The organism is Delftia sp. 60, assembly GCF_002754395.1.
In the GTDB taxonomy this organism is placed as follows: Bacteria; Pseudomonadota; Gammaproteobacteria; order Burkholderiales; family Burkholderiaceae_C; genus Comamonas; species Comamonas acidovorans.
Genome location: NZ_PEFD01000001.1, coordinates 5,878,976 through 5,898,145 on the forward strand (window position 1 = coordinate 5,878,976; position 19,170 = coordinate 5,898,145).

At 60.8% G+C, this 19,170-nt stretch carries 16 protein-coding genes; 2 read left to right on the plus strand and 14 right to left on the minus strand.

The window, feature by feature from the left end:
* Window positions 1-149: 149 nt before the first annotated feature.
* Window positions 150-1,565 carry an alkaline phosphatase gene (locus tag CLV01_RS26440; RefSeq protein WP_063328267.1) on the minus strand — a complete coding sequence of 472 codons (1,416 nt, stop codon included), beginning with the start codon at window positions 1,563-1,565 and terminating at the stop codon, window positions 150-152.
* 192 nt (window positions 1,566-1,757) lie between these two features.
* Here CLV01_RS26440 and CLV01_RS26445 point away from each other — a divergent pair, with 192 nt between their 5' ends.
* Complete coding sequence (locus tag CLV01_RS26445; protein WP_099732856.1) at window positions 1,758-2,849, plus strand: MBL fold metallo-hydrolase; 1,092 nt, start codon at window positions 1,758-1,760, stop codon at window positions 2,847-2,849.
* Between the two features lie 78 nt (window positions 2,850-2,927).
* On the opposite strand, the gene CLV01_RS26450 is transcribed toward CLV01_RS26445, so the two are convergent.
* The 12 genes from CLV01_RS26450 to CLV01_RS26505 all read right to left on the minus strand — a co-directional run bounded on the left by CLV01_RS26450 (window position 2,928) and on the right by CLV01_RS26505 (window position 16,051).
* The gene (locus CLV01_RS26450) at window positions 2,928-4,385 is read right to left on the minus strand and encodes an outer membrane protein assembly factor BamB family protein (RefSeq protein ID WP_180288459.1); all 1,458 of its coding nucleotides are present in this window, start codon (window positions 4,383-4,385) and stop codon (window positions 2,928-2,930) included.
* Between the two features lie 301 nt (window positions 4,386-4,686).
* Window positions 4,687-5,559 carry a class I SAM-dependent methyltransferase gene (locus tag CLV01_RS26455; RefSeq protein ID WP_099732854.1) on the minus strand — a complete coding sequence of 291 codons (873 nt, stop codon included), beginning with the start codon at window positions 5,557-5,559 and terminating at the stop codon, window positions 4,687-4,689.
* Window positions 5,556-6,176: a DUF1415 domain-containing protein gene (locus tag CLV01_RS26460; protein WP_012207370.1), complete on the minus strand. Its 621-nt coding sequence runs from the start codon at window positions 6,174-6,176 to the stop codon at window positions 5,556-5,558. Before CLV01_RS26460 ends, CLV01_RS26455 begins: the two co-directional genes overlap by 4 nt.
* A 138-nt stretch (window positions 6,177-6,314) precedes the next feature.
* Window positions 6,315-7,493, minus strand: coding sequence for a deoxyguanosinetriphosphate triphosphohydrolase (locus tag CLV01_RS26465; protein ID WP_099732853.1), 1,179 nt, complete (start codon window positions 7,491-7,493; stop codon window positions 6,315-6,317).
* Window positions 7,494-7,557: 64 nt separating this feature from the next.
* Complete coding sequence (gene aroB / locus CLV01_RS26470; protein WP_099732852.1) at window positions 7,558-8,676, minus strand: 3-dehydroquinate synthase; 1,119 nt, start codon at window positions 8,674-8,676, stop codon at window positions 7,558-7,560.
* A gap of 130 nt (window positions 8,677-8,806) precedes the next feature.
* On the minus strand, window positions 8,807-9,352 hold the full coding sequence (locus CLV01_RS26475; RefSeq protein ID WP_012207373.1) for a shikimate kinase: 546 nt from the start codon (window positions 9,350-9,352) through the stop codon (window positions 8,807-8,809).
* Window positions 9,353-9,360: 8 nt separating this feature from the next.
* Entirely contained in the window at window positions 9,361-10,968 is a 1,608-nt protein-coding gene (locus CLV01_RS29000) for an Ig-like domain-containing protein (RefSeq protein ID WP_143289998.1), read from the minus strand.
* 23 nt (window positions 10,969-10,991) lie between these two features.
* Window positions 10,992-13,142 carry a type IV pilus secretin PilQ gene (gene pilQ, locus CLV01_RS26485; protein WP_099732851.1) on the minus strand — a complete coding sequence of 717 codons (2,151 nt, stop codon included), beginning with the start codon at window positions 13,140-13,142 and terminating at the stop codon, window positions 10,992-10,994.
* Window positions 13,139-13,687 (minus strand): pilus assembly protein PilP, encoded by a 549-nt coding sequence (locus tag CLV01_RS26490; RefSeq protein ID WP_012207376.1) that lies wholly within the window; start codon window positions 13,685-13,687, stop codon window positions 13,139-13,141. Before CLV01_RS26490 ends, pilQ begins: the two co-directional genes overlap by 4 nt.
* The gene (locus CLV01_RS26495; RefSeq protein WP_099732850.1) at window positions 13,687-14,364 is read right to left on the minus strand and encodes a type 4a pilus biogenesis protein PilO; all 678 of its coding nucleotides are present in this window, start codon (window positions 14,362-14,364) and stop codon (window positions 13,687-13,689) included. Before CLV01_RS26495 ends, CLV01_RS26490 begins: the two co-directional genes overlap by 1 nt.
* Window positions 14,364-14,975 (minus strand): PilN domain-containing protein, encoded by a 612-nt coding sequence (locus tag CLV01_RS26500; RefSeq protein ID WP_088163792.1) that lies wholly within the window; start codon window positions 14,973-14,975, stop codon window positions 14,364-14,366. The genes CLV01_RS26495 and CLV01_RS26500 overlap by 1 nt, the downstream gene beginning before the upstream one ends.
* Window positions 14,972-16,051 (minus strand): pilus assembly protein PilM, encoded by a 1,080-nt coding sequence (locus CLV01_RS26505; protein ID WP_034347621.1) that lies wholly within the window; start codon window positions 16,049-16,051, stop codon window positions 14,972-14,974. The genes CLV01_RS26500 and CLV01_RS26505 overlap by 4 nt, the downstream gene beginning before the upstream one ends.
* Window positions 16,052-16,422: 371 nt before the next feature.
* On the opposite strand from CLV01_RS26505, the gene CLV01_RS26510 reads away from it, so the two are divergent.
* Complete coding sequence (locus tag CLV01_RS26510) at window positions 16,423-18,747, plus strand: penicillin-binding protein 1A (protein ID WP_013800758.1); 2,325 nt, start codon at window positions 16,423-16,425, stop codon at window positions 18,745-18,747.
* Window positions 18,748-18,826: 79 nt separating this feature from the next.
* Here CLV01_RS26510 and cyaY read toward each other — a convergent pair whose 3' ends face one another.
* The gene (gene cyaY / locus CLV01_RS26515) at window positions 18,827-19,165 is read right to left on the minus strand and encodes an iron donor protein CyaY (RefSeq protein WP_012207381.1); all 339 of its coding nucleotides are present in this window, start codon (window positions 19,163-19,165) and stop codon (window positions 18,827-18,829) included.
* Window positions 19,166-19,170: the final 5 nt, after the last annotated feature.

The window sequence follows — 19,170 nt, forward strand, 5'->3', positions numbered from 1 at the left end:
AGACCCTGGTCGTACAGCGTGCTAGGACCGCATGAAACCGGCGTGGCCCAGGCGGCGGACGCCGAGCAAGGGCCGCCCCGCAGCGAGGGCGTCGTCCCCCTCCCGCGAAGCGAGAGAGGGGGAAGCGACGCAGTCGCTCAGGGGGTGTTTCATTGCAAGCCGATGCTCTTCTTGATCAGGTTGAACACGGCCGTGTTGTCGATCACGCCCGAGAACGTATCGGCACCCATGCCTTGCGCGCCCAGGAACACGTCGCCGCCGCCGTGGGTTTCGGAGGCCAGGGGCACCACGGCCTCCTGCAGGTAGTCGGGGCTCTCCAGCGAGGCTGCGTCGATGGGACCCCGCGTGGCCAGGCGCTTGGGACCGTTGCCGAAGCCCAGGATGGTGTAGGGATTGCCGTCCACATCGGTGGAGGCCTTGCCGTCCACGTAGTTCTTGACCAGGCCCAGCACGCCGGGCTTGCCGGCCTCGGTCTTGCCGGTGCGCGCGGCATAGCCGTTCAGGTGCAGCGTGTGGTCATGGTCGGCGGTGACGACGATCAGCGTGTTCTTCAGGCCCGGATCGAGCTTGGCCATCTTGTCCAGCGCGGTCTGGATGGCGTTGTCGAAGGCCACGGTGTCCTGCAGCGCGCGGCGCGCGTTGGTGGCGTGCAGCGCATGGTCGATGCGGCCGCCTTCCACCATCAGGAAGAAGCCCTTCTTCTTGGCTGACAGTGCGTCGATGGCCTTGCCCGTCATCTCGGCCAGGCTCGGTTCCTTGGTCGCATCGCGGTCCAGGTCATAGGCCATGTGGTCCTTGGTGAACAGGCCGGCGATCTTGCTGCCGTCCACGGGCAGCTTGTCGAACTCGCTCTTGTTGGCGGCGTAGCTGTACTTCTGCGTCTTGAACTCGGCGATCAGGTTGCGGCTGTCGTTGCGGCGGCCGCCGTCGGCCTTGGGCGTGAAGTAGTAGGAGCCGCCACCCAGGATCACGTCCACGCCGTCACCGAGCTTGCTGTTGTAGCCGGAGCCGCCGGGCACCAGGGCCGCGGCGATGGTGTTCTCCGCATCGCGGTGGCAGACGTGCGAGTAGGTGGTTGCCGGCGTGGCATGCGTGATGCGCGCGGTGGAGACCACGCCCGTGCCGTAGCCGGCGGACTTCATCTGCTCGAGCAGCGTGGGAACGGCCTGACCGTTGCCGCTGGGGCAGGTGCTGTCGTAGTTGGTGTGATAGGCCTTGCCCGCAGCGTCCGTGGCCTTGGTGTCGGGCGTCATGGAGATGACTTCGTTGTTCATCTTCACGCCGGTCATGTAGGCGGCCATCGAGGGCGCGCTGTCCGTCACCTGGGCGTCGTTCGAGAAGGTGTGGACGAAGGCCGTCTCGGGCAGCTTGTCCATGGTCAGCTCACCGTCTTCGCCCACGCTGTAGATGCGCGCGGCGGTCATGGTGGTGATGCCCATGCCGTCACCCAGGAAGAACAGCACGTTCTTGGTCGGAGCGGCTGCGGACGAACCGTCGCTGCCGCCACAGGCGCTCAACAGCAGCGAGGCACCAGCCAGCGCGCTGCACAACATCTTCAATTTCATGCGGATATCCCTCTGTAGGCAGGGGACCCCGCAGCACGGCCGCGCCCTCCCCCTGTTGATTGACCCGTGCACTGTAGGAGCGACCTGTGACGAGCCCGTGACAGCAAGGCAGCAGCGGCAGGCGTATCGTTGCGGGGATGCGCTGCCAGCCGGGGAGCACCCGGCCACCCCCGCGACTGAACAAGGAACCCCATGGACCAGAAAGCCCAAGCCCCGAACGCCTCGCACGCCACGGATGCGCCGCCCAAGCCGGTGCTCGACTACCCGTTCGAGGCGCCACCGCAGCGCGGGCAGACGCTGGAGGTCGCACCCGGCGTGCTCTGGATACGCATGCCCCTGCCCTATGCGCTGGATCACATCAATCTCTGGGCCATCGATGACGGCGAGGGCTGGGCCATCGTCGATACCGGTGCGCGCACCGACGAAGGCGTGGCCACCTGGCGCGCGCTGTTCTCCCAATCCACCGATGGCCGCTCGCTGACGCGCGTGCTGGTCACCCACATGCACCCCGACCATGTGGGCCTGGCCGGCTGGCTGACGCGCAAGTTCCATGTGCCGCTGTACATGACGCGCCTGGAATATCTGAACTGCCGCGTCGTGGTCTCGGACTGCAGCCGCGAGGCGCCGCCCGACGCCATCGCCTTCTACCGCCGCGCAGGCTGGAGTGACAGCGCGCTGGAGTCCTACCGCGCCCGCTTCGGCAATTTCGGCAAGCACATCCACGCCCTTCCCGACAGCTACCGCCGCCTGCACGACGGAGAGGAACTGCGCATAGGAAAGCACCTGTGGCGCGTGGTGGTCGGCAGCGGCCACTCGCCCGAGCACGCCAGCCTCTACTGCCCCGATCTCAAGCTGTTGATCTCGGGCGACCAGGTACTGCCGCGCATCTCGTCCAACGTCTCGGTCCATGCCATGGAGCCAGACGCCAACCCCATGGCCGACTGGATGGATTCTCTGGAAAAGGTCAGGCGCGAAGTGCCCGACGATGTGCTCGTCCTGCCCGCGCATGGCGATTGCTTTCGCGGCCTGCATGCACGCATCGATTCACTGGCCGCAGGCCAGGAACGCGCCAACGCCCGCTTGCTGGCCGCACTGGCCGAACCGCGTCGCGCCGTCGATGTCTTCGGCGCCCTGTTCTCACGCCCCATCAGCGAATCCAGCCCCGCCCTGCTGGGCATGGCCACGGGCGAGAGCCTGGCCTGCCTCAACCACCTGATGCATGCAGGGCAGGTGGAGCGCAGCATCGATGCCGATGGCATCGCCTGGTATCGCGCAACGCGCTGAGAAAAAAGACCTCGCCAGCGGAAATACAAGAGCAAATAAGAAAGCGGCTCGAATTTCCAGCCGCTTTCCCTTACTACATCAACGCAGATTGATGGCGAACAGGCTGGCGTCGAGCGCCTGCGCGACATACAGGATGCCGTTGTCGGAAACTGCCAGACTTCCATTGACGGGATGGCGCCAGCCAATAGCATGGCTGGAACGGTCAATCGCGTAGGTGGACGCCCCGAATTTACGGTCAGAAGACACAAAGACCAAGTTGCCGACCACAGCAACGTGATAGACAGCCTCCTCGCCGACCGGCACCACGGCATCAGGCAGCGGCGTGGACCAGACCACGGCACCTGTTGCCGATGAACGCGCCTCCAGCGTGGCGACGCCCTTGGCGGGCTGCGGCACATTGACTACATAGACCGTATCGTCCGCCAAGGCTGGGCGGCTCAGAAAGGAAGCCTCGACATCCCAGAGTTTTTGCTTTTGCCCAATCGAGTAGCTGCCAAGCGAGGCATTGCCCTGGTTGAAATGCGAGACTAGCACGCGATCCTGACCATCGGCGAGGGTACCGGTCGCCCTGCGGACTTCCCTTTGCTCACCTCCGGTTGCAATGCGCGCTATCTCTCTGCCATCCTTGATATCCCGGGCATAGACGTTGGACGCATCTGCCATATACAACCGATCGGAAGCCCTGGAAGGCAGACTGCGCATGGGCGCATAATCCCGCCACGCCACAATACCGTCCACAGCCGTCATTCTGAAGGTGAACGGGGCATAGACCGAGTCATCATCCGCAACCAGCAACGAGCGGTCTTCCTGTCCTTCGTAGTGATCGGGCGTGTTCACCGAGGATCCAGTCACGGCATTGCGCACATACAGACGATTGGGAGCAAAAGTCGTTTCATCCGCATAAGAAAATACGTTGCCCTGGCTGACAACCGCTGGGCCAGAGTTAAACGACGACCCCCAGAGCAGCGTGCCGTCGGCTTCTCCATAGGCACGAAGGCTATTACCGCCTGTGTAAACCCGTCCATCGACCACGACGGCTTCTGTCAGTCTCCACATTGAGGTTGAAGGTCCTCCCCGCTTTGCCCAGCGCAAGGAAAAATTAGCCGGACTCAAGGTGATATTGGTCGGCACATAACCCGTGCGCGCAGCATTGCCACCCAAGTTGTTCCAAGCCACAGCACCAGGCAGCATGGCCAGCGGGGTCTGCTTCAAAGCCTTGGAGACCACCTCGATTTCATAGGGAACGGTCCAGGGCGAGCCTGGATAGGGTGAGTTGCATACGCGTGCATCATCACTGCACAAAAAGACCTTCAATACGCCGCTGCGCTTGCCAACCGGTGCACTAGTAGCTGTACTCAGATTGAACTCGAAACCTGCGATCTTTTCATAGGTAACCGTCGTACCAGAAACGAACTCATCCGTAGCATCGACACGCACATTCAGCGGCGCGGAAAGCGCCTTGGTAGACGTAGCCTTCACCGTAACTTGCTCCGAATCGCCCTGGAGCACCACGACATCCGGCTTGTCAAACGTCAACCAACCATTTTCAGGCTCAGTGGGCTTTGGTGGCGTCGTATCCCCACCTCCGCCACCACCGCAAGCTACCAGAGAGAGTGCCAGCCATAGCGAGTATCTATACATTTTCTGCCTTGTATCTATTTGAAGCTGTGGAACTTCCACCGATGGTGAGAGCTAACAAATATATCCGAGCACCATTATCCACAAACCTCGATACTCAAAAAATTACATCTATCGCTCACCCAATAGCTATCCAAAATAAAAATCAGACGCCACACAAAGAGTCAGGTGCGCACACCTTGCGCAGCAATCTGTATCACTATTGGCCAAAGCGGTGCGCCAGTGCAGACCCTGACAAGCCAAACTCTTCGAGGATTGCACGGAGCCGCTCGACGGAACTGCGCTTTTTCTGCCCCGTGTAACGCGCAATGATCAGCTCGTTCTTCATGCTGTGCTCCCAGCCGACCAGCTCGGTCACGGTGACCTGGTAGCCGCAGGCTTCCAGGTACAGGCAGCGCAGCACGTTGGTGAGCTGGCTGCCCATTTCGCGCGTATGTATGGGATGGCGCCACAGTTCTGCCAGCGGCGTGCGCGTCAGGCTCAGCGCCTTGGTCTGGCGCAGGCAGGCAGCGACCTCGGCCTGGCAGCAGGGCACCAGCACCATGGCCTTGGCTTTCTTCTCCAGGCCGAAGGCGATGGCGTCGTCGGTGGCTGTGTCGCAGGCGTGCAGGGCCGTGACCACGTCGAATTGCGCAGGCATGAAGTCGGCATGCGTGGATTCGGCCACCGACATGTTGAGGAAGCCCATGCGGTCGAAGCCCAGCTCGGTGGCCAGCTTCTGCGACGCCTCCACCAGCGGCGCGCGCGTCTCTATGCCGTAGATGTGGCCGCGCCCCAGCGGTTTGAAATACAGGTCGTAGAGGATGAAGCCCAGGTAGGACTTGCCGGCACCGTGGTCGGCCAGGGTGACCGCATGGTCGTCGGCCGACAGTTCTTCGAGGATGGGGGCGATGAACTGGTACAGGTGGTAGACCTGCTTGAGCTTGCGCCGCGAATCCTGGTTGATCTTGCCTTCGCGCGTGAGGATGTGCAGCGCCTTGAGCAGTTCGATGGACTGGCCGGGCTTGAGGCCCAGTTGCTCGGTCACATCCTGCTCGGGTTTCGCGGCAGGCTTGCCTTGGCGCGCCTTCATTCGGCTGCGCCCGGCTTGGCTGCATGCGCCACGGGGCAGCGCGCGCCCACGCCCATGTCCAGCCAGCCTTCGATGCCGATCTTCTCCAGCGTCTCCATGTTGCGCTCGTAGATGGACTCCGCCTCGGGGAATGCTTCGACCGCCTTGTCTATGCTGTCCTCGCGCAGCAGGTGCAGCGTGGGATAGGGCGAGCGGTTGGTGCAGTTGGTGACGTCGTCCGCTTCGGTGCCCTCGAACTGGAACTGCGGATGGAACGAGGCCACCTGCAGGATGCCTCCCAGGTCCAGCTCCTCGACCATGGCGTCGGCCACTTCGAGGAAGTCGTTGAAGTCCAGGAACTCCTGCAGCGCATGGGGCAGGATCAGCAGCGTGGTGTCGCGCTTCTCGGGCGAGGCCTCGGCCAGCGCCTCCAGCTCGCGGTGCAGATCCGCCGCCACGCCCTCGGCGTCGGTGGCCTGGCTGACCGTGTAGTGGATCTGGCCCTTGATGTGCACGCCCTTGGCGAAGGGGCACAGGTTCAGGCCGATCACGGCCTTTTCGAGCCAGTGCACCGTATCCTCGATCACGGTGACAGGCGGAAACTCGGCCGCGCGAATCTCGTGGTTGGTATCGGTCATGGCTGTGCCCTTCAAAAATGCGAACGGGGGCACTGCGCCCCCAGACATTGCGAAACCGTCCAGGAACCCTTCCCTGCCCTGTCACGCAGGGTCCGCATTCTAGCCGCGCCGCCTAGGCGATGCCGGTGCTCGGATTTCTCAGCCCAGCAGGCGCAGGCCTGTCAGCAGCTCATGCTCCCGGGCCGCGTAGCGATCCGTCATCCCGGCGATGAAGTCGGCCACCACCCGCGCACGCGCCGATACGTCCTCGGCCAGCATGGCCCGCTGCACGAAACGCGGCTTCATGCGATCGGGCTCCACCATGTAGGCCGCAAACAGCTCGGCCACCACCTGCTGCGCGCCGTCCATGGTCTTCATCACCTGTTCATGGCGATAGAGATTGCGGAACAGGAACTGCTTGAGCTGCAACGACTGCTGCCTCATGGTATCGCTGAAGCCCACCAGGGGGCCAGCCTGTGCGCGCACCTCATCGACCGAACAGGGCCGTGCCTGAGCAATGCGTTGCTGCGTGGCGGCGATCACGTCATAGACCTGGTCGCTGAGCATGCGGCGGATGCTTTCGTACAGCAGTCGGCGCTCGGCCAACGGCATGCCCAGCTGGGGGTGCTCGGCCAGCGTTGCATCGTGATAGCGCGCGAACAAGGGAACGGCCTCGCACAGCTGTGCCATGGTGATCAGGCCGGAGCGCACGCCATCGTCCACGTCATGGGCGTTGTAGGCAATGGCATCGGCCAGATTGCACAGCTGGGCCTCCAGCGAAGGCTGCCGGCCCAGCAAAAAGCGCTGGGCCACGCCACCGGGCTCCCGCGCTTCCAGGTGCTCGGCATTGGTGCGCGAACAGTGCTTGAGAATGCCCTCGCGCGTCTCGAAGCTCAGGTTGAGCCCGTCAAAGGCCGGATAGCGCTCCTCCAGTCGGTCCACCACGCGCAGGCTTTGCAGGTTGTGCTCGAAGCCGCCGTGCGGCTGCATGCAGGCATTGAGCGCGTCCTGGCCCGCATGGCCGAAGGGGGTGTGGCCCAGATCGTGGGCCAGGCAGATGGCTTCGACCAGATCCTCGTCCAGTTGCAGCGACCGGGCGACCGAGCGGCCCAGTTGGGCCACCTCCAGCGAATGCGTCAGCCGTGTGCGGAACAGGTCGCCTTCATGGTTGACGAAGACCTGGGTCTTGTAGACCAGACGCCGGAACGCCGAGGAATGGACAATGCGGTCCCGGTCGCGCTGGTAATCGCTGCGCGTGGGAGCAGGCGCCTCCGGGAAACGCCGCCCCCGGCTGAACGCCGGGTTGCAGGCATAGGGGGCCAGGGCCTGTTTCTGCATTCGATCGCCTCATCATGCTGACAAGGGCACTCTAGCAGTTCCGGCTTGCCCCCGGCGCCGCGCGTCAGGCGCAGCAGGCGTCTATGACTTCGCGCACCAAAGCATCGGGTGCCGAGCGCATGACGGCCTTTCCCGGCCCGTCGATGAGAACGAAGCGAATCTCGCCCGCCTCGGACTTCTTGTCCACGCGCATCAGCTCCAGATAGCGGCCAGCGTTGTCACGCGCATCCAGTACGGCGCCACGCACGGGCAGGCCCGCACGTTCGATCAGCACGCGCAGCCTTTGCACAAAGGCGGCATCCACCAGGCCAAGGCGCTGCGACAGCTCGGCCGCCATGACCATGCCGGCGCCCACGCCTTCGCCGTGCAGCCAGTTGCCATAGCCCATGCCGGCTTCGATCGCATGCCCGAAGGTGTGGCCGAAATTGAGAATGGCGCGCAATCCGGCCTCTTTCTCGTCCTGGCCCACCACCCAGGCCTTGATCTCCACGCTGCGCTTGATCGCGTGCACCAGTGCCGTGCGGTCGCGGGCGAGCAAGGCGTCCATGTTCTCCTCCAGCCAAGCCAGGAAGTCCATGTCGGCGATCGGCCCATACTTGATGACCTCGGCCAGGCCGGCGCTCAGCTCGCGCACGGGTAGCGTGTCCAGCGAGGCCAGGTCGCAAACCACCAGCTGCGGCTGGTAGAAGGCGCCGATCATGTTCTTGCCCAGCGGATGGTTGATGGCGGTCTTGCCACCCACCGACGAATCCACCTGCGACAGCAGCGTGGTGGGCACCTGCACGAAGGGCACGCCGCGCATGTAGCTGGCGGCGGCAAAGCCCGTCATGTCGCCGATGACGCCGCCGCCCAGCGCGAACAGCACGGTCTTGCGGTCGCAGCCGCCGGACAGCAGGTCGTCAAAGATCAGGTTCAGCGTCTGCCAGTCCTTGTGGGCCTCGCCATCGGGCAGCACCACGGTACGTACGCTGCGGTAGCGTTGATCCAGCACGCGACGCAGTGCGGGCTCGTAGAGCGGCGCGACCACATCATTGCTGACGATCACGGCCTGGGCCGCAGAAGGCAGGGCGGCATAGGTCGCGGCCTGGTCCAGCAGGCCGGTGCCGATGGTGATCGGATAGGAACGGTCACCCAGGTCGATGGTCACGACCTGGGCAGCAGGCAAGGAGGAAGCGGTGGGCAAGATGGTGTCGCTCCAAGGCAGAAAGAGTGAAAGGAATTGCGCGACACGGCAGCGCGCCCGGCAACCGCCGATCTTAAAGAAAAAGGCCCCGGCAAGTGCCGAGGCCTTTGGTGTTCCAGCGGGCTGCCGCTCAGGCCAGTTCCGCCTGCATGCGTATGCGCTGGGCGGCCTGCGCCACAGACAGACCCGATGTCTGGATCACGAAGTGAGCCGTCTCCAGATAAAGCGGCTCGCGTTGCAGCAGCAGCTCCCGCAGGCGCAGTGCCGGATCTTCCACCTGCAGCAAGGGCCGCGTCACATCATTGCGCAGCCGCGCGGCGATGGCCTCTGGCGTGCAATCCAGATAGAAGACCTGGGTGCGCGCATGCAGATGGCGGCGGTTTTGCTCGCGCAGCACCACGCCACCACCCGTGGACAGCAGCAGGCTGGATGTGGAGGCGGACAGCTCATCAATGACCTGCGACTCCATGTCTCGAAAAGCCTGCTCGCCCTCGCGCTCGAAAAACTCCCGGATGCTGCAGCCCAGGCGCTGCTCGATCACATGGTCCGAATCCACAAAACGCATCGACCACAGGCGCGCCAGCTGGCGCCCTATGGTCGATTTGCCGGAGCCGGGCAGGCCGATCAGGGCCACCACCGGCGCACGGAGCGAGGCAGGACCTTGATCGGAATTCACCGGCGTGTTCACTCGGGCAGGCAGACGGATGTCACTCCGTAAGGCGAGGTCAGGAAGGAGCCGTTCTTCTGGTCACCTTCGACGAACGAGGTAAGGAAGATGCGCTCGGCACGACCTTCGGAGCCGGCAGCATTGGAACTGACGGTCAGCTTGTACAGCAGCCAGGTGGCAACGTTCTGCGGATATTCCGCCTGCACGATTACGCGGCCATTGGTTCCTGTTTTACGGCCATTGAAATAGGAAACCACAATATCCGCTTTTGGAGGAGTCAACCGGCCATCTCCATTGGCATCTTCACCGCTGTCCAAATTACCATTGCGATTGACATCTTCATTCAAGCAGAAACCGGACCCTTCGGTATGTAAATTCTTGACATTGTCATACCGACCAAAACCGTAACGCAGAATATCTACGCTGACCGACACATCCGCATCCGAAACCGCTTCGCCAGCCGCGTTGGCGACGGCAACGTCAAACTTCTTGATATAAGTAAGATTGTTGGCGCCTTTTTCAAGCTCGTTGTTATCACCAATAGTGATGGAAACTGGCTCACTTGCCACAGTCAATGTACCAACGCGGAAATCGGGGCACTTACCGCTGGACAGAGATGCATCAGAAGGGCCGTAGCACATCCTTACATTAACGCCATCGGTCGGGCTAACTCGTGTACCTGGGATATATTGGGCCAAGGCAACACCACTTGCGTTAGAAATAACTGACTGATTTCCTGTCGAAATAGACTCACCAGAACCCAGGCCAGGCGGTACGATCTCAAAACGCACTCGCATATTTGGAATCGCACGATTATCCTTATCCAGGAACAATGCACGCAACTGCGCCATATTGGTTCGGCCACCATCCAGATTCGGCTTAACCGTATTCGGCACTATAGAAAGGCTTGCCGCGCTGACAATGCCTACAGCATCAGGCACCTGGGTAGCTCCGCCTGCAACAGTGATCTGCTCGTTGGAAATTACTCCCGAAGCCTTTGCTTGCAAAGAATAAACCTGAGCAGCACCAGGCGCGTTAAACGCAGAAAACTTCGCCACACCCGACGTATCAGTCTGGGCAGTAATTGCTGCGCTGAGAACAGATCCCGAGAGGACAACGGGAATTCCTGAAATTCCAGCCCCATTGACATCTGCAACTTTTGCCGTCACCTCCACTGGCTGTCCTGGGGTTGGGGCAGAAGGAACTACGGTCAATGCAATCTGACTGCCGGTGACTGCAACGACACCCGCACCAGCCTGAGCACCGGCCTTGAGATCAAACCGAATATCTCTATTGGAACGATCGCCACCAATCTCGATTTTCCCAGTCATTCGACCTGACGCATCCGTCACATTGGAAGTAGGTGTAAAAACACCTGAAGATAAAACCACAGAGACGGGCGCATTCGCCACGGGATTTCTACTGGCAGACAGCGCAGTCACTGTAATAGTTGCTGCATCGCTTCCCGAGTTTGCGATAACAGTCTTATCCAGCAGGAACTCTACACTGGCTACATCAGGCGTCGTTCCGCCTGTACCGTTGCCAGGAGTTCCTGGATTTCCACCACCGCCACCACAAGCGACTAGCGCGCATGACGCCAACATTGTTAGCAGGATCTTCTTCATCAACTATCTCCCAGAAATTTTAATTAACGCTTGAGACCATCGGATATCATTTTTGGCGTGATAAACACCAGCATTTCCCGCTTCTGGGACTCTCGCACTCGGCTCTTGAAAAGATGACCAAGCACAGGGACATCTCCCAGAAAAGGAATTTTGCTTTCCTGATTGGTCTCTTCCATCTCAAAGATACCGCCAATCACCACAGTGCCCCCATTTTGAACAAGAACCTGTGTTTTGATATGCTTTGTATCAATTGCCACACCTTGGGTTGTGGTCTCACCTCGAGAATCTTTGTTGACATCCAAGTCAAGAATGATATCTCCCTCCGGAGTTATCTGAGGCGTAACCTCCAACTTCAGCACGGCTTTTTTAAAGGCGATTGTGGTGGCACCATTGGGCGCCGTCACAGAATAAGGATACTCCGTACCTTGCTCTATCAAAGCCTTCGTCTGGTCAGCGGTCACCAACCTGGGGCTGGATATTATTTTCCCTTGACCATCAGCCTCCATCGCAGAAAGCTCCAAAGCCAGAAAACGATTAGCTGCGGAGTTAAAAATAGACAATGCAAAAGATCCTGTACCACTTACTCCAGTAAGTTTTGCAGCAGGCAAATTCACAAAATTACCCGAAGTATTCACCGTTCCACCCGAGCCACTGGAAGCAACTGCATTCTCATATCCAGTTCCAAAAACCAGTCTATTATCTCCACCAATGCCGTATCCACCATCGCCACCTCGTTGAGCACGCAAATCGCCACCACCGAGTCTGACACCCAGTGCACGCCCAAATGTGTCACGGGCTTCAACGATTCGAGCCTCAATTAGGACTTGTCGCACTGGCACATCCAGCGTTAGCAAAAGTGCCTTCACTGCTTCCAGCTTTGCTGGTGTATCGGTCACAAACAACTGATTGGTTCGTGGCTCGGAAATAGCAGACCCACGCTCAGACAAAAATCTGCTTGAAACGCTATTACCCACCCCTCCCCCACTATTATTTGCTGTGATCTGCAGCAAAATATCTGCCGACTTCGCGTAATTCAACTGAAAACCTTGAGTTCGAAGTGGCTCCAACTTCTGAATCTCCATTGCTGACTCAAAGTCTCGCTTGGTCCGAGCATCGATCTCATCCTTGGGTGCAATCCAGAGCACCGAGCCGGACTTGCGCATGCCCAGACCCTTGGCGTCCATGATGATCTGCAGTGCTTGATCCCAGGGAACATCCTTGAGGCGCAAGGTCAATGCACCGGAAACCGTGTCCGAAGTCACGATATTGAAGTTTGTGAAATCAGCAATCACCTGCAACAGCGACCGCACTTCAATATTCTGGAAGTTTAGAGAGAGCTTTTCACCGCTGTAGCCGGGACCTTGCGTCAGCTTGCTCACATCCGCCTTTTTCTGACGGACTTCAATCACAAACTGGCTGTCACTCTGATAAGCGCTGTGCTCCCAGTCACCAACCGGAGCGATGCGCATGCGAACCGACTCACCTTGCTGCACGGAGGAAATCGTCTGCACCGGCGTTCCAAAATCAACCACATCCAGCTTCCGGCGCAAACCTTCAGGCAAGGAGGAGCGCAGGAAGTCGACCACAAGCTCCTTGCCTTCGCGTCGAAGATCCACGCCGACCTGACTGCTGCTCAGACCTACGACTATGCGGCCCGAGCCATCACTGCCGCGACGGAAATCAACATCCCGAATGAGCTGGACATCAGTACCAGCAACTGCTTTGGCTTCAAACACTCCCTGCTGTGCGGGAGGCTTCACGGCCGTGGATGTTGCCACTGGATCCAACAGTATCAGCAGGGCCTTGCCTTGCCTTTCAGTACGGTAAGAAGTCGCCGACTTCAGATTCAGCACTAAGCGGGAACGGCCAGACGCCTCCACGATATTGATGGAGCGCAGGTTGCCCTGATTGAGCTCGACCACAGATTTGCCCGTGCCATTGGTTGCACCTGGAAAGTCCAGGGCAATCCGCGCAGGCGACTGGATTGCAAATCCGGTGGGGTCCGCCGCCAACGCTTCGGAAAGCTCAATGCGCACGACCTCGGTGCCTCCCTGGATGGAGCCGGAAACCGACTCTATCGCGGACTGCGCCCAGGCCAAGGAGCCCAGAAACCAACCGCCGACGGCGATTCCCCAGCGAGCCTTGTGCAGTATTCTGCGATGTGTGCCCATCATTTCCTTCCCTCCTGCAATTCCAGTGTGCTATTTCTCTCTATCCAGTCGCCGCTGCCGTCCTGGACGATTTCCCGCAACTGGATGGATGTTTCCGTGATCCGGGTAACCTTGCCGTAGTTCTGCCCCAGGTAATTTCCTGCCCGAACCTGGTACAGCAAGGTCCCCACCCTGACAAGCGCCGTGGGCACGCCTTTTTTGTCCAGACTGCCGACCATGGTCATGGCATCCAAGGGCTCGGCCTCCAGCGGTTCCTTGCGTCGATTGAGCTCGGAGGCGATCAGGCTGGTATTGGCGCTGGACTGCGCAGACTCCCTGCGCAGCACCTGCATCAGCTTCATGGGGTTGAAAGGATCCATGCCATCAGAACCAAGATAGGCCTCGGGCGTGAAGGTCTTGGGCTCTTCCAAAGGCTTGACACGCGGCTTAGCATTGGCTCTTTCCTGGGCCATCCAGGTCTGTAGTTCCTCCTGATCAGAAGAAGAGCAGCCTGAGGCGGTCAGGCAGGCGGCCAACATGAGCCAGCCGCTGAAACGCATATGTCTCATTATTTCTTGCCCTTCCCGGCCGCTGCGCGTTGCGCCTGCACCTCATCTGCATCCAGGTAGCGGAAGGTTCGTGCCGTCGCCTCCATGCTCAGGACCTCGCCTCCCTCCTTGCCTACAGGTGCGATCGACAGATTGTTCAAGGTCACGATGCGCGACAGGTAGGCCACATCGGAGGCGAATGATCCGATGTCGTGAAAGCGACCAGTCACCTTCAAAGCAATGGGCAGCTCAGCGTAGTACTCCTTGACCACCATCGCACCAGGCCGGAAGGTTTCAAACTGCAGGCTGCGACCCAGCCCTGCCTGATTGATGTCCGAGAGCAGCGCAGCCATTTCCGCCTTGCTGGGCAATTGCTTTTCCAGTTGCGTCACATACTGCTGGACCTGTTCACGCTGCTTCTTCAGGCCATCCAGGCTGACGGCTTTGGACAGCTTCTGGCTGAAGTCCTGGCGCAGCGTGACTTCGGTAGTGCGCTCCTGCTCCAGGGTGTCCTCATAGTCCTTGATCAGGACATACCACATTAGGGCGGCAACACCCAAAGCAATGGCGATGCATAGAAGCGCCTGCGGAAGCATGGGCCAACGCGACGGATCATTGGGATCAAGACCACGGAACTGTCGCTGGATGTTCTCCTGCAGTGCGGAGAAGTCGATGTCGTTCTTCTTCTTTTTGGCCATCACTGGGACTTTCCTGGGTTGGTAGCCGCTGAAAGCCCCTTCTCCGCCACGCTGGCACGCGTCAGCTGAAAGCGCAGATTGAACGCAGCAGCACGGCGCTGGTCCTTGGGCGTGACGTTGACCGTCTTGGCCACGATTTCCGCCAGTTCAGGCTTGGAAATCCAGGGAGTCCCCTCCGAGAGATTGCGCAGCATTTCGGACACCCGCTCATTGGACTGTGCCGTGCCCTGCATGGTAACGACCAGACCTTCCTGCTTGATACTGCTGAGGTAGACACCATCGGGCAGTTGGGCCACCAGCTCGTTGAGCATGTGCACCGGAAGATTGCGGTCGGACTGCAGGTCTTCCACGGCCTTCTGACGTGCACGCAGGGCAGTGATCTCATCCTCCAGCCCGGCAATTTCCTTGATCTGAGACTCCAGCACGGTAATCTCTGCGCGCAGCATGCTGTTCTTTGCCTGCTGGGCCTCGATCATCATCTGATACCACCAGTACACCGCGCCAATGATCAAAAGCCCCACCAGGGCCGACAGGACCATGGTGGCCTGGAATGCCTCCTTGCGGCGCTTTCGCGTTGCTTCTCTGTGAGGAAGCAGATTGATCAGAATCACGAGACAAACCTCCGCATGGCCAGTCCGCAGGCGGTCAGATAGGCGGGGGCCTCGCGCGACATGCGCTTGAGGCGTACGCCGCTGCCGACTTCCATTCCATCAAAGGGATTGGCAAGGCTGCAGGCAAAACCCGTTTGCTGCGTGATGGCCTCGGACAGGCCGGAAAGTGGGGCCGAGCCGCCTGCCAGCAGGATGTGGTCTATGCGGTTGTGGGGCGTACTGGTGAAAAAGAACTGCAGTGCGCGCGACACTTCCTGCGTCATGCTTTGTACAAAGGGCTTGAGCACGGCGGACGCGTAGTCCTCCGGAAGTTCACCGCTGCGCTTCTTGGACTCGGCCTCTTCGAGCGAGAAACCATATTGGCGCGCGATCAGTTGCGTCAGCTGTGCGCCGCCAAAAGCCTGGTCCCGGTCATACAGCACCTCGTCGTCGCGCAGTATCTGCATGCTGGTCGTCATGGCGCCCAACTCGAACAAGGCCACAAGGGCGTTGTTGCCCTGATTGGGCAGGCGCTCGATCAGCCGTGCAGCCGCCATGCGGGAGGCATGGGGCTCGATGTCGATGACCATGGGTTTGAGGCCAGCCGCCTCGGCCAGGCCCTGGCGGTCCTGGACCTTCTCGCGGCGCGATGCGGCAATGAGCACGTCCACATCGCCGGGTGAATTCGATGACGGGCCTATGACGCAGAAGTCCAGACTCACTTCATCGAGCGAGAAAGGAATGTACTGATTGGCCTCGGATTCGACCTGGACCTCCAGTTCCTGCTCGCTCATGCCGTCCGGCAGCGAAATCTTCTTGGTGATCACGGCCGAGGCCGGCAAGGCCATGGCCACGTTCTTGGTCCGCGTGCCGCTTTTTTTGACCAGTCGCCGTACAGCCTCTGCCACTTCATCGAACTTTTCGATGTTGCCGTCCGTGATCCATCCCCGCTCCAGCGGTTCGATGGCACAGCGCTCCAGCAACAGTTCGCCCGACTTGGCACGAGACAACTCAACGAGCTTGGCGCTCGAAGAACTGATGTCGATGCCTAGCAAAGGTGCGGGCTGGCGACTGAATAAGGATCCCATAGCAATCAACTTGCCCTCCCTCTTCTTGTGTATGTAAAGAACGCAACAAACCTTCACATATAGGTTGAATGCTATCAGCAAGACTGCGCGCAGCTCACCATGCCAACCGGAGCACGCTAGGCGCTAGTGGCCAAAAACAGACATTATTGCGGGCCATCAAATGCGACATGAATGCACCCCTGCTTGCATGTCGGCCTGCACGCCTGGCTTAGGATGCGTGGCTTGCGGCCATGCTGGCAACCGTGTGCAGCCGTCTCCTACCGACCTTCTGGGGCACGCATTTTTATAATGCGGCACTCCTCAGCACTCCCTGCGACATGCCGTCTTCAGACTCCCGAGAACCCCAGGCTGCAAAGCCTCGCTCCGCCCCATCCAAGCCCATGCACTGGTTTCCCAAGGCCTTGCTATGGCTGGCGGGCATCGCCGTCGCCGGCGCGCTGGCCTTGATGCTGACCGTGGCCGTGGCCCTGGCCATGGCCTATCCCAACCTGCCCGACGTGTCCGAGCTGGCCGACTACCGGCCCAAGCTGCCGCTGCGCGTGTACTCCAGCGAAGGCGCCCTGCTGGGTGAGTTCGGTGAGGAGCGGCGCACGCTGACCCCCATCCAGGACATCCCCAAGGTGATGACCGACGCCGTGCTGGCCATTGAAGACACGCGCTTTTTCGAGCATGGCGGCGTGGACTACAAGGGAATGGCCCGCGCCGCGCTGGCCAATCTGGGCCGCGTGAAAAGCCAGGGCGCATCGACTATCACCATGCAGGTGGCGCGCAACGTCTATCTGTCTTCCGAGAAAACCTTTACACGCAAAATTTACGAAGTCTTACTGACTTTTAAGCTAGAGCATCTGTTGAGCAAAAACCAGATTCTCGAGATCTACATGAACCAGATTTATCTGGGAAATCGGGCCTATGGCTTTGCTGCTGCCTGTGAAGCCTATTTCGGCAAGCCACTGAAGGACATCACGGTGGCCGAGGCCGCCATGCTGGCAGGCCTGCCCAAGGCACCATCGGCCTACAACCCGATCAGCAACCCCAAGCGCGCCCGCTCGCGCCAGCTCTACATCATCGAGCGCATGGAGGAAAACGGCTTCATCACCTCCGCCCAGGCCACTGAAGCCAAGGCCGAGCCGCTGAAGATCCGCACGGGCTCCTTCAACACCCGCGTGCATGCCGAATACGTGGCCGAGATGGCACGCCAGCTGATCTTTGCCCAGTACGGCAACGAAGCCTACACGCGCGGCCTGAACGTCTACACCACCATCAATGCCGGCGAACAGGAAGCCGCCTACGCCTCGCTGCGCCGCGGCATCATGGACTACGAGCGCCGCCAGAAGTACCGCGGCCCCGAGAAGTTCGTGGCCCTGCCGGCCGACGCCGAAGACCGTGAAGACGCCATCGACGACACTCTGGCCAACCACCCCGACAACGGTGATGTGCTCGCCGCCGTGGTGCTGGATGCCAATCCGCGCAAGATCCTGGCGGCACGCGCCGACGGCGAACAGATCGAGATCACGGGTGAAGGCCTCAAGCCCGCCGAATCGGGCCTGAACCCCAAGGCACCGCCCAACATCAAGATCCGTCCCGGCGCCGTGATCCGCGTGGTCAAGACGCCCAAGAACACCTGGGAAATCACGCAGCTGCCCGAAGTGGAAGGCGCCTTCGTGGCCCTGGTCCCCCAGACAGGCGCCTTGCGCGCCCTGATCGGCGGCTTCGACTTCCAGAAGAACAAGTTCAACCACGTGACCCAGGCCTGGCGCCAGCCCGGCTCGGCCTTCAAGCCCTTCATCTACTCTGCGGCACTGGAAAAAGGCTTCTCGCCTTCCACCATGATCAATGACGCGCCGCTGTTCTTCAGCGCCGGCGTGACGGGTGGCCAGCCATGGGAGCCCAAGAACTATGACAGCCGCTACGACGGGCCGATGACCATGCGCACGGGCTTGAACAAGTCCAAGAACATGATCTCCATCCGCCTGCTGCAGGCCGTGGGACCCAAGCAGGGACAGGAGTGGGTCACGCGCTTCGGCTTTGACGCCGCCAAGCATCCGGCCTACCTGACCATGGCGCTGGGTGCCGGAGCGGTCACGCCGCTGCAGTTGGCTGCCGGCTACTCCGTGTTCGCCAATGGCGGCCACCGCGTCAACCCCTGGCTGATTGCCCGTGTCACCGATCACAAGGGCCGCATCCTGTCCGAATTCACGCCGCCCCCGGTGCAGGAACTGCCCCAGGCCATCGACGCGCGCAACGCCTTCATCATGGACAGCCTGCTGCAGGACGTGGCGCGCGTGGGCACGGCAGCACGCGCGCAGTCCACGCTCAAGCGTCCCGACCTGTACGGCAAGACGGGCACGACCAACGACTCGGTGGATGCCTGGTTCGCAGGCTTTCAGCCCACGCTGGCCGCCGTGTCCTGGATCGGCTACGACACGCCGCGCAACCTGGGCAGCCGCGAGACGGGCGGCGGCCTGAGCCTGCCCATCTGGATCGGCTTCATGCAGCATGCCCTCAAGGGCGTGCCGGTGGCAGAGATGCCTGTGCCCCCTGGCGTCGTGAACATGGGCGGCGAGTGGTATTACGAGGAAAACGCGCGCAACGGCGGCGTCAGCAGCCTGGGCATGGACAGCGCCTCCACGGGCGGCGCTGCAGGCGCCACGCCCCCGCCCGCCACCGAGGAGCGCAACCGCATCCTCGACCTCTTCCGCAACTGACCGCCACACAAGCGGTTGACCACGCAAGAAAGCCCGGCCATGCCGGGCTTTCTTCATGGAGCCTGCCGATAACGGCGGATCAGCGTGCCGAGAACTGCAGCGCCAGGCCCGACTGCTCGGTGGCGTAGCGGCTCAGGTTGGCGAAGAACTCGCCCGCGCCCTTGGTATCGAGCCAGGCGCCCTGCGCCGCGTCGTAGCGGTAGTGAAAGCCACCGGCCTTGGCCGCCAGCCAGATCTCGTGCAGCGGTTTTTGCTGGTTGATCACGATCTGGCTGCGGTTGGCAAAGACCAGGGTCACCATGCCACCCACGCGCTGGGCATCGAGGTCGGCATCGGTTTCATCGTTGATGCGATCGCAGTCCTGCTCCACCGCCAGCAGCAGTCGTTCGGCAAGGTCCAGAAATTCTTGGTCGGTCATTACAA

What these genes read in the sequence shown, in the direction of transcription:
- CLV01_RS26455 (WP_099732854.1), bottom strand. Translation starts at nt 5,559, where the DNA reads ATGAAGGCGCGCCAAGGCAAGCCTGCCGCGAAACCCGAGCAGGATGTG.
- pilQ (WP_099732851.1), bottom strand. Translation starts at nt 13,142, where the DNA reads ATGATGGGCACACATCGCAGAATACTGCACAAGGCTCGCTGGGGAATC.
- CLV01_RS26445 (WP_099732856.1), top strand. Translation starts at nt 1,758, where the DNA reads ATGGACCAGAAAGCCCAAGCCCCGAACGCCTCGCACGCCACGGATGCG.
- CLV01_RS26495 (WP_099732850.1), bottom strand. Translation starts at nt 14,364, where the DNA reads ATGGCCAAAAAGAAGAAGAACGACATCGACTTCTCCGCACTGCAGGAG.
- CLV01_RS26465 (WP_099732853.1), bottom strand. Translation starts at nt 7,493, where the DNA reads ATGCAGAAACAGGCCCTGGCCCCCTATGCCTGCAACCCGGCGTTCAGC.
- CLV01_RS26490 (WP_012207376.1), bottom strand. Translation starts at nt 13,687, where the DNA reads ATGAGACATATGCGTTTCAGCGGCTGGCTCATGTTGGCCGCCTGCCTG.
- CLV01_RS26510 (WP_013800758.1), top strand. Translation starts at nt 16,423, where the DNA reads ATGCACTGGTTTCCCAAGGCCTTGCTATGGCTGGCGGGCATCGCCGTC.
- CLV01_RS29000 (WP_143289998.1), bottom strand. Translation starts at nt 10,968, where the DNA reads ATGAAGAAGATCCTGCTAACAATGTTGGCGTCATGCGCGCTAGTCGCT.
- CLV01_RS26460 (WP_012207370.1), bottom strand. Translation starts at nt 6,176, where the DNA reads ATGACCGATACCAACCACGAGATTCGCGCGGCCGAGTTTCCGCCTGTC.
- cyaY (WP_012207381.1), bottom strand. Translation starts at nt 19,165, where the DNA reads ATGACCGACCAAGAATTTCTGGACCTTGCCGAACGACTGCTGCTGGCG.
- CLV01_RS26440 (WP_063328267.1), bottom strand. Translation starts at nt 1,565, where the DNA reads ATGAAATTGAAGATGTTGTGCAGCGCGCTGGCTGGTGCCTCGCTGCTG.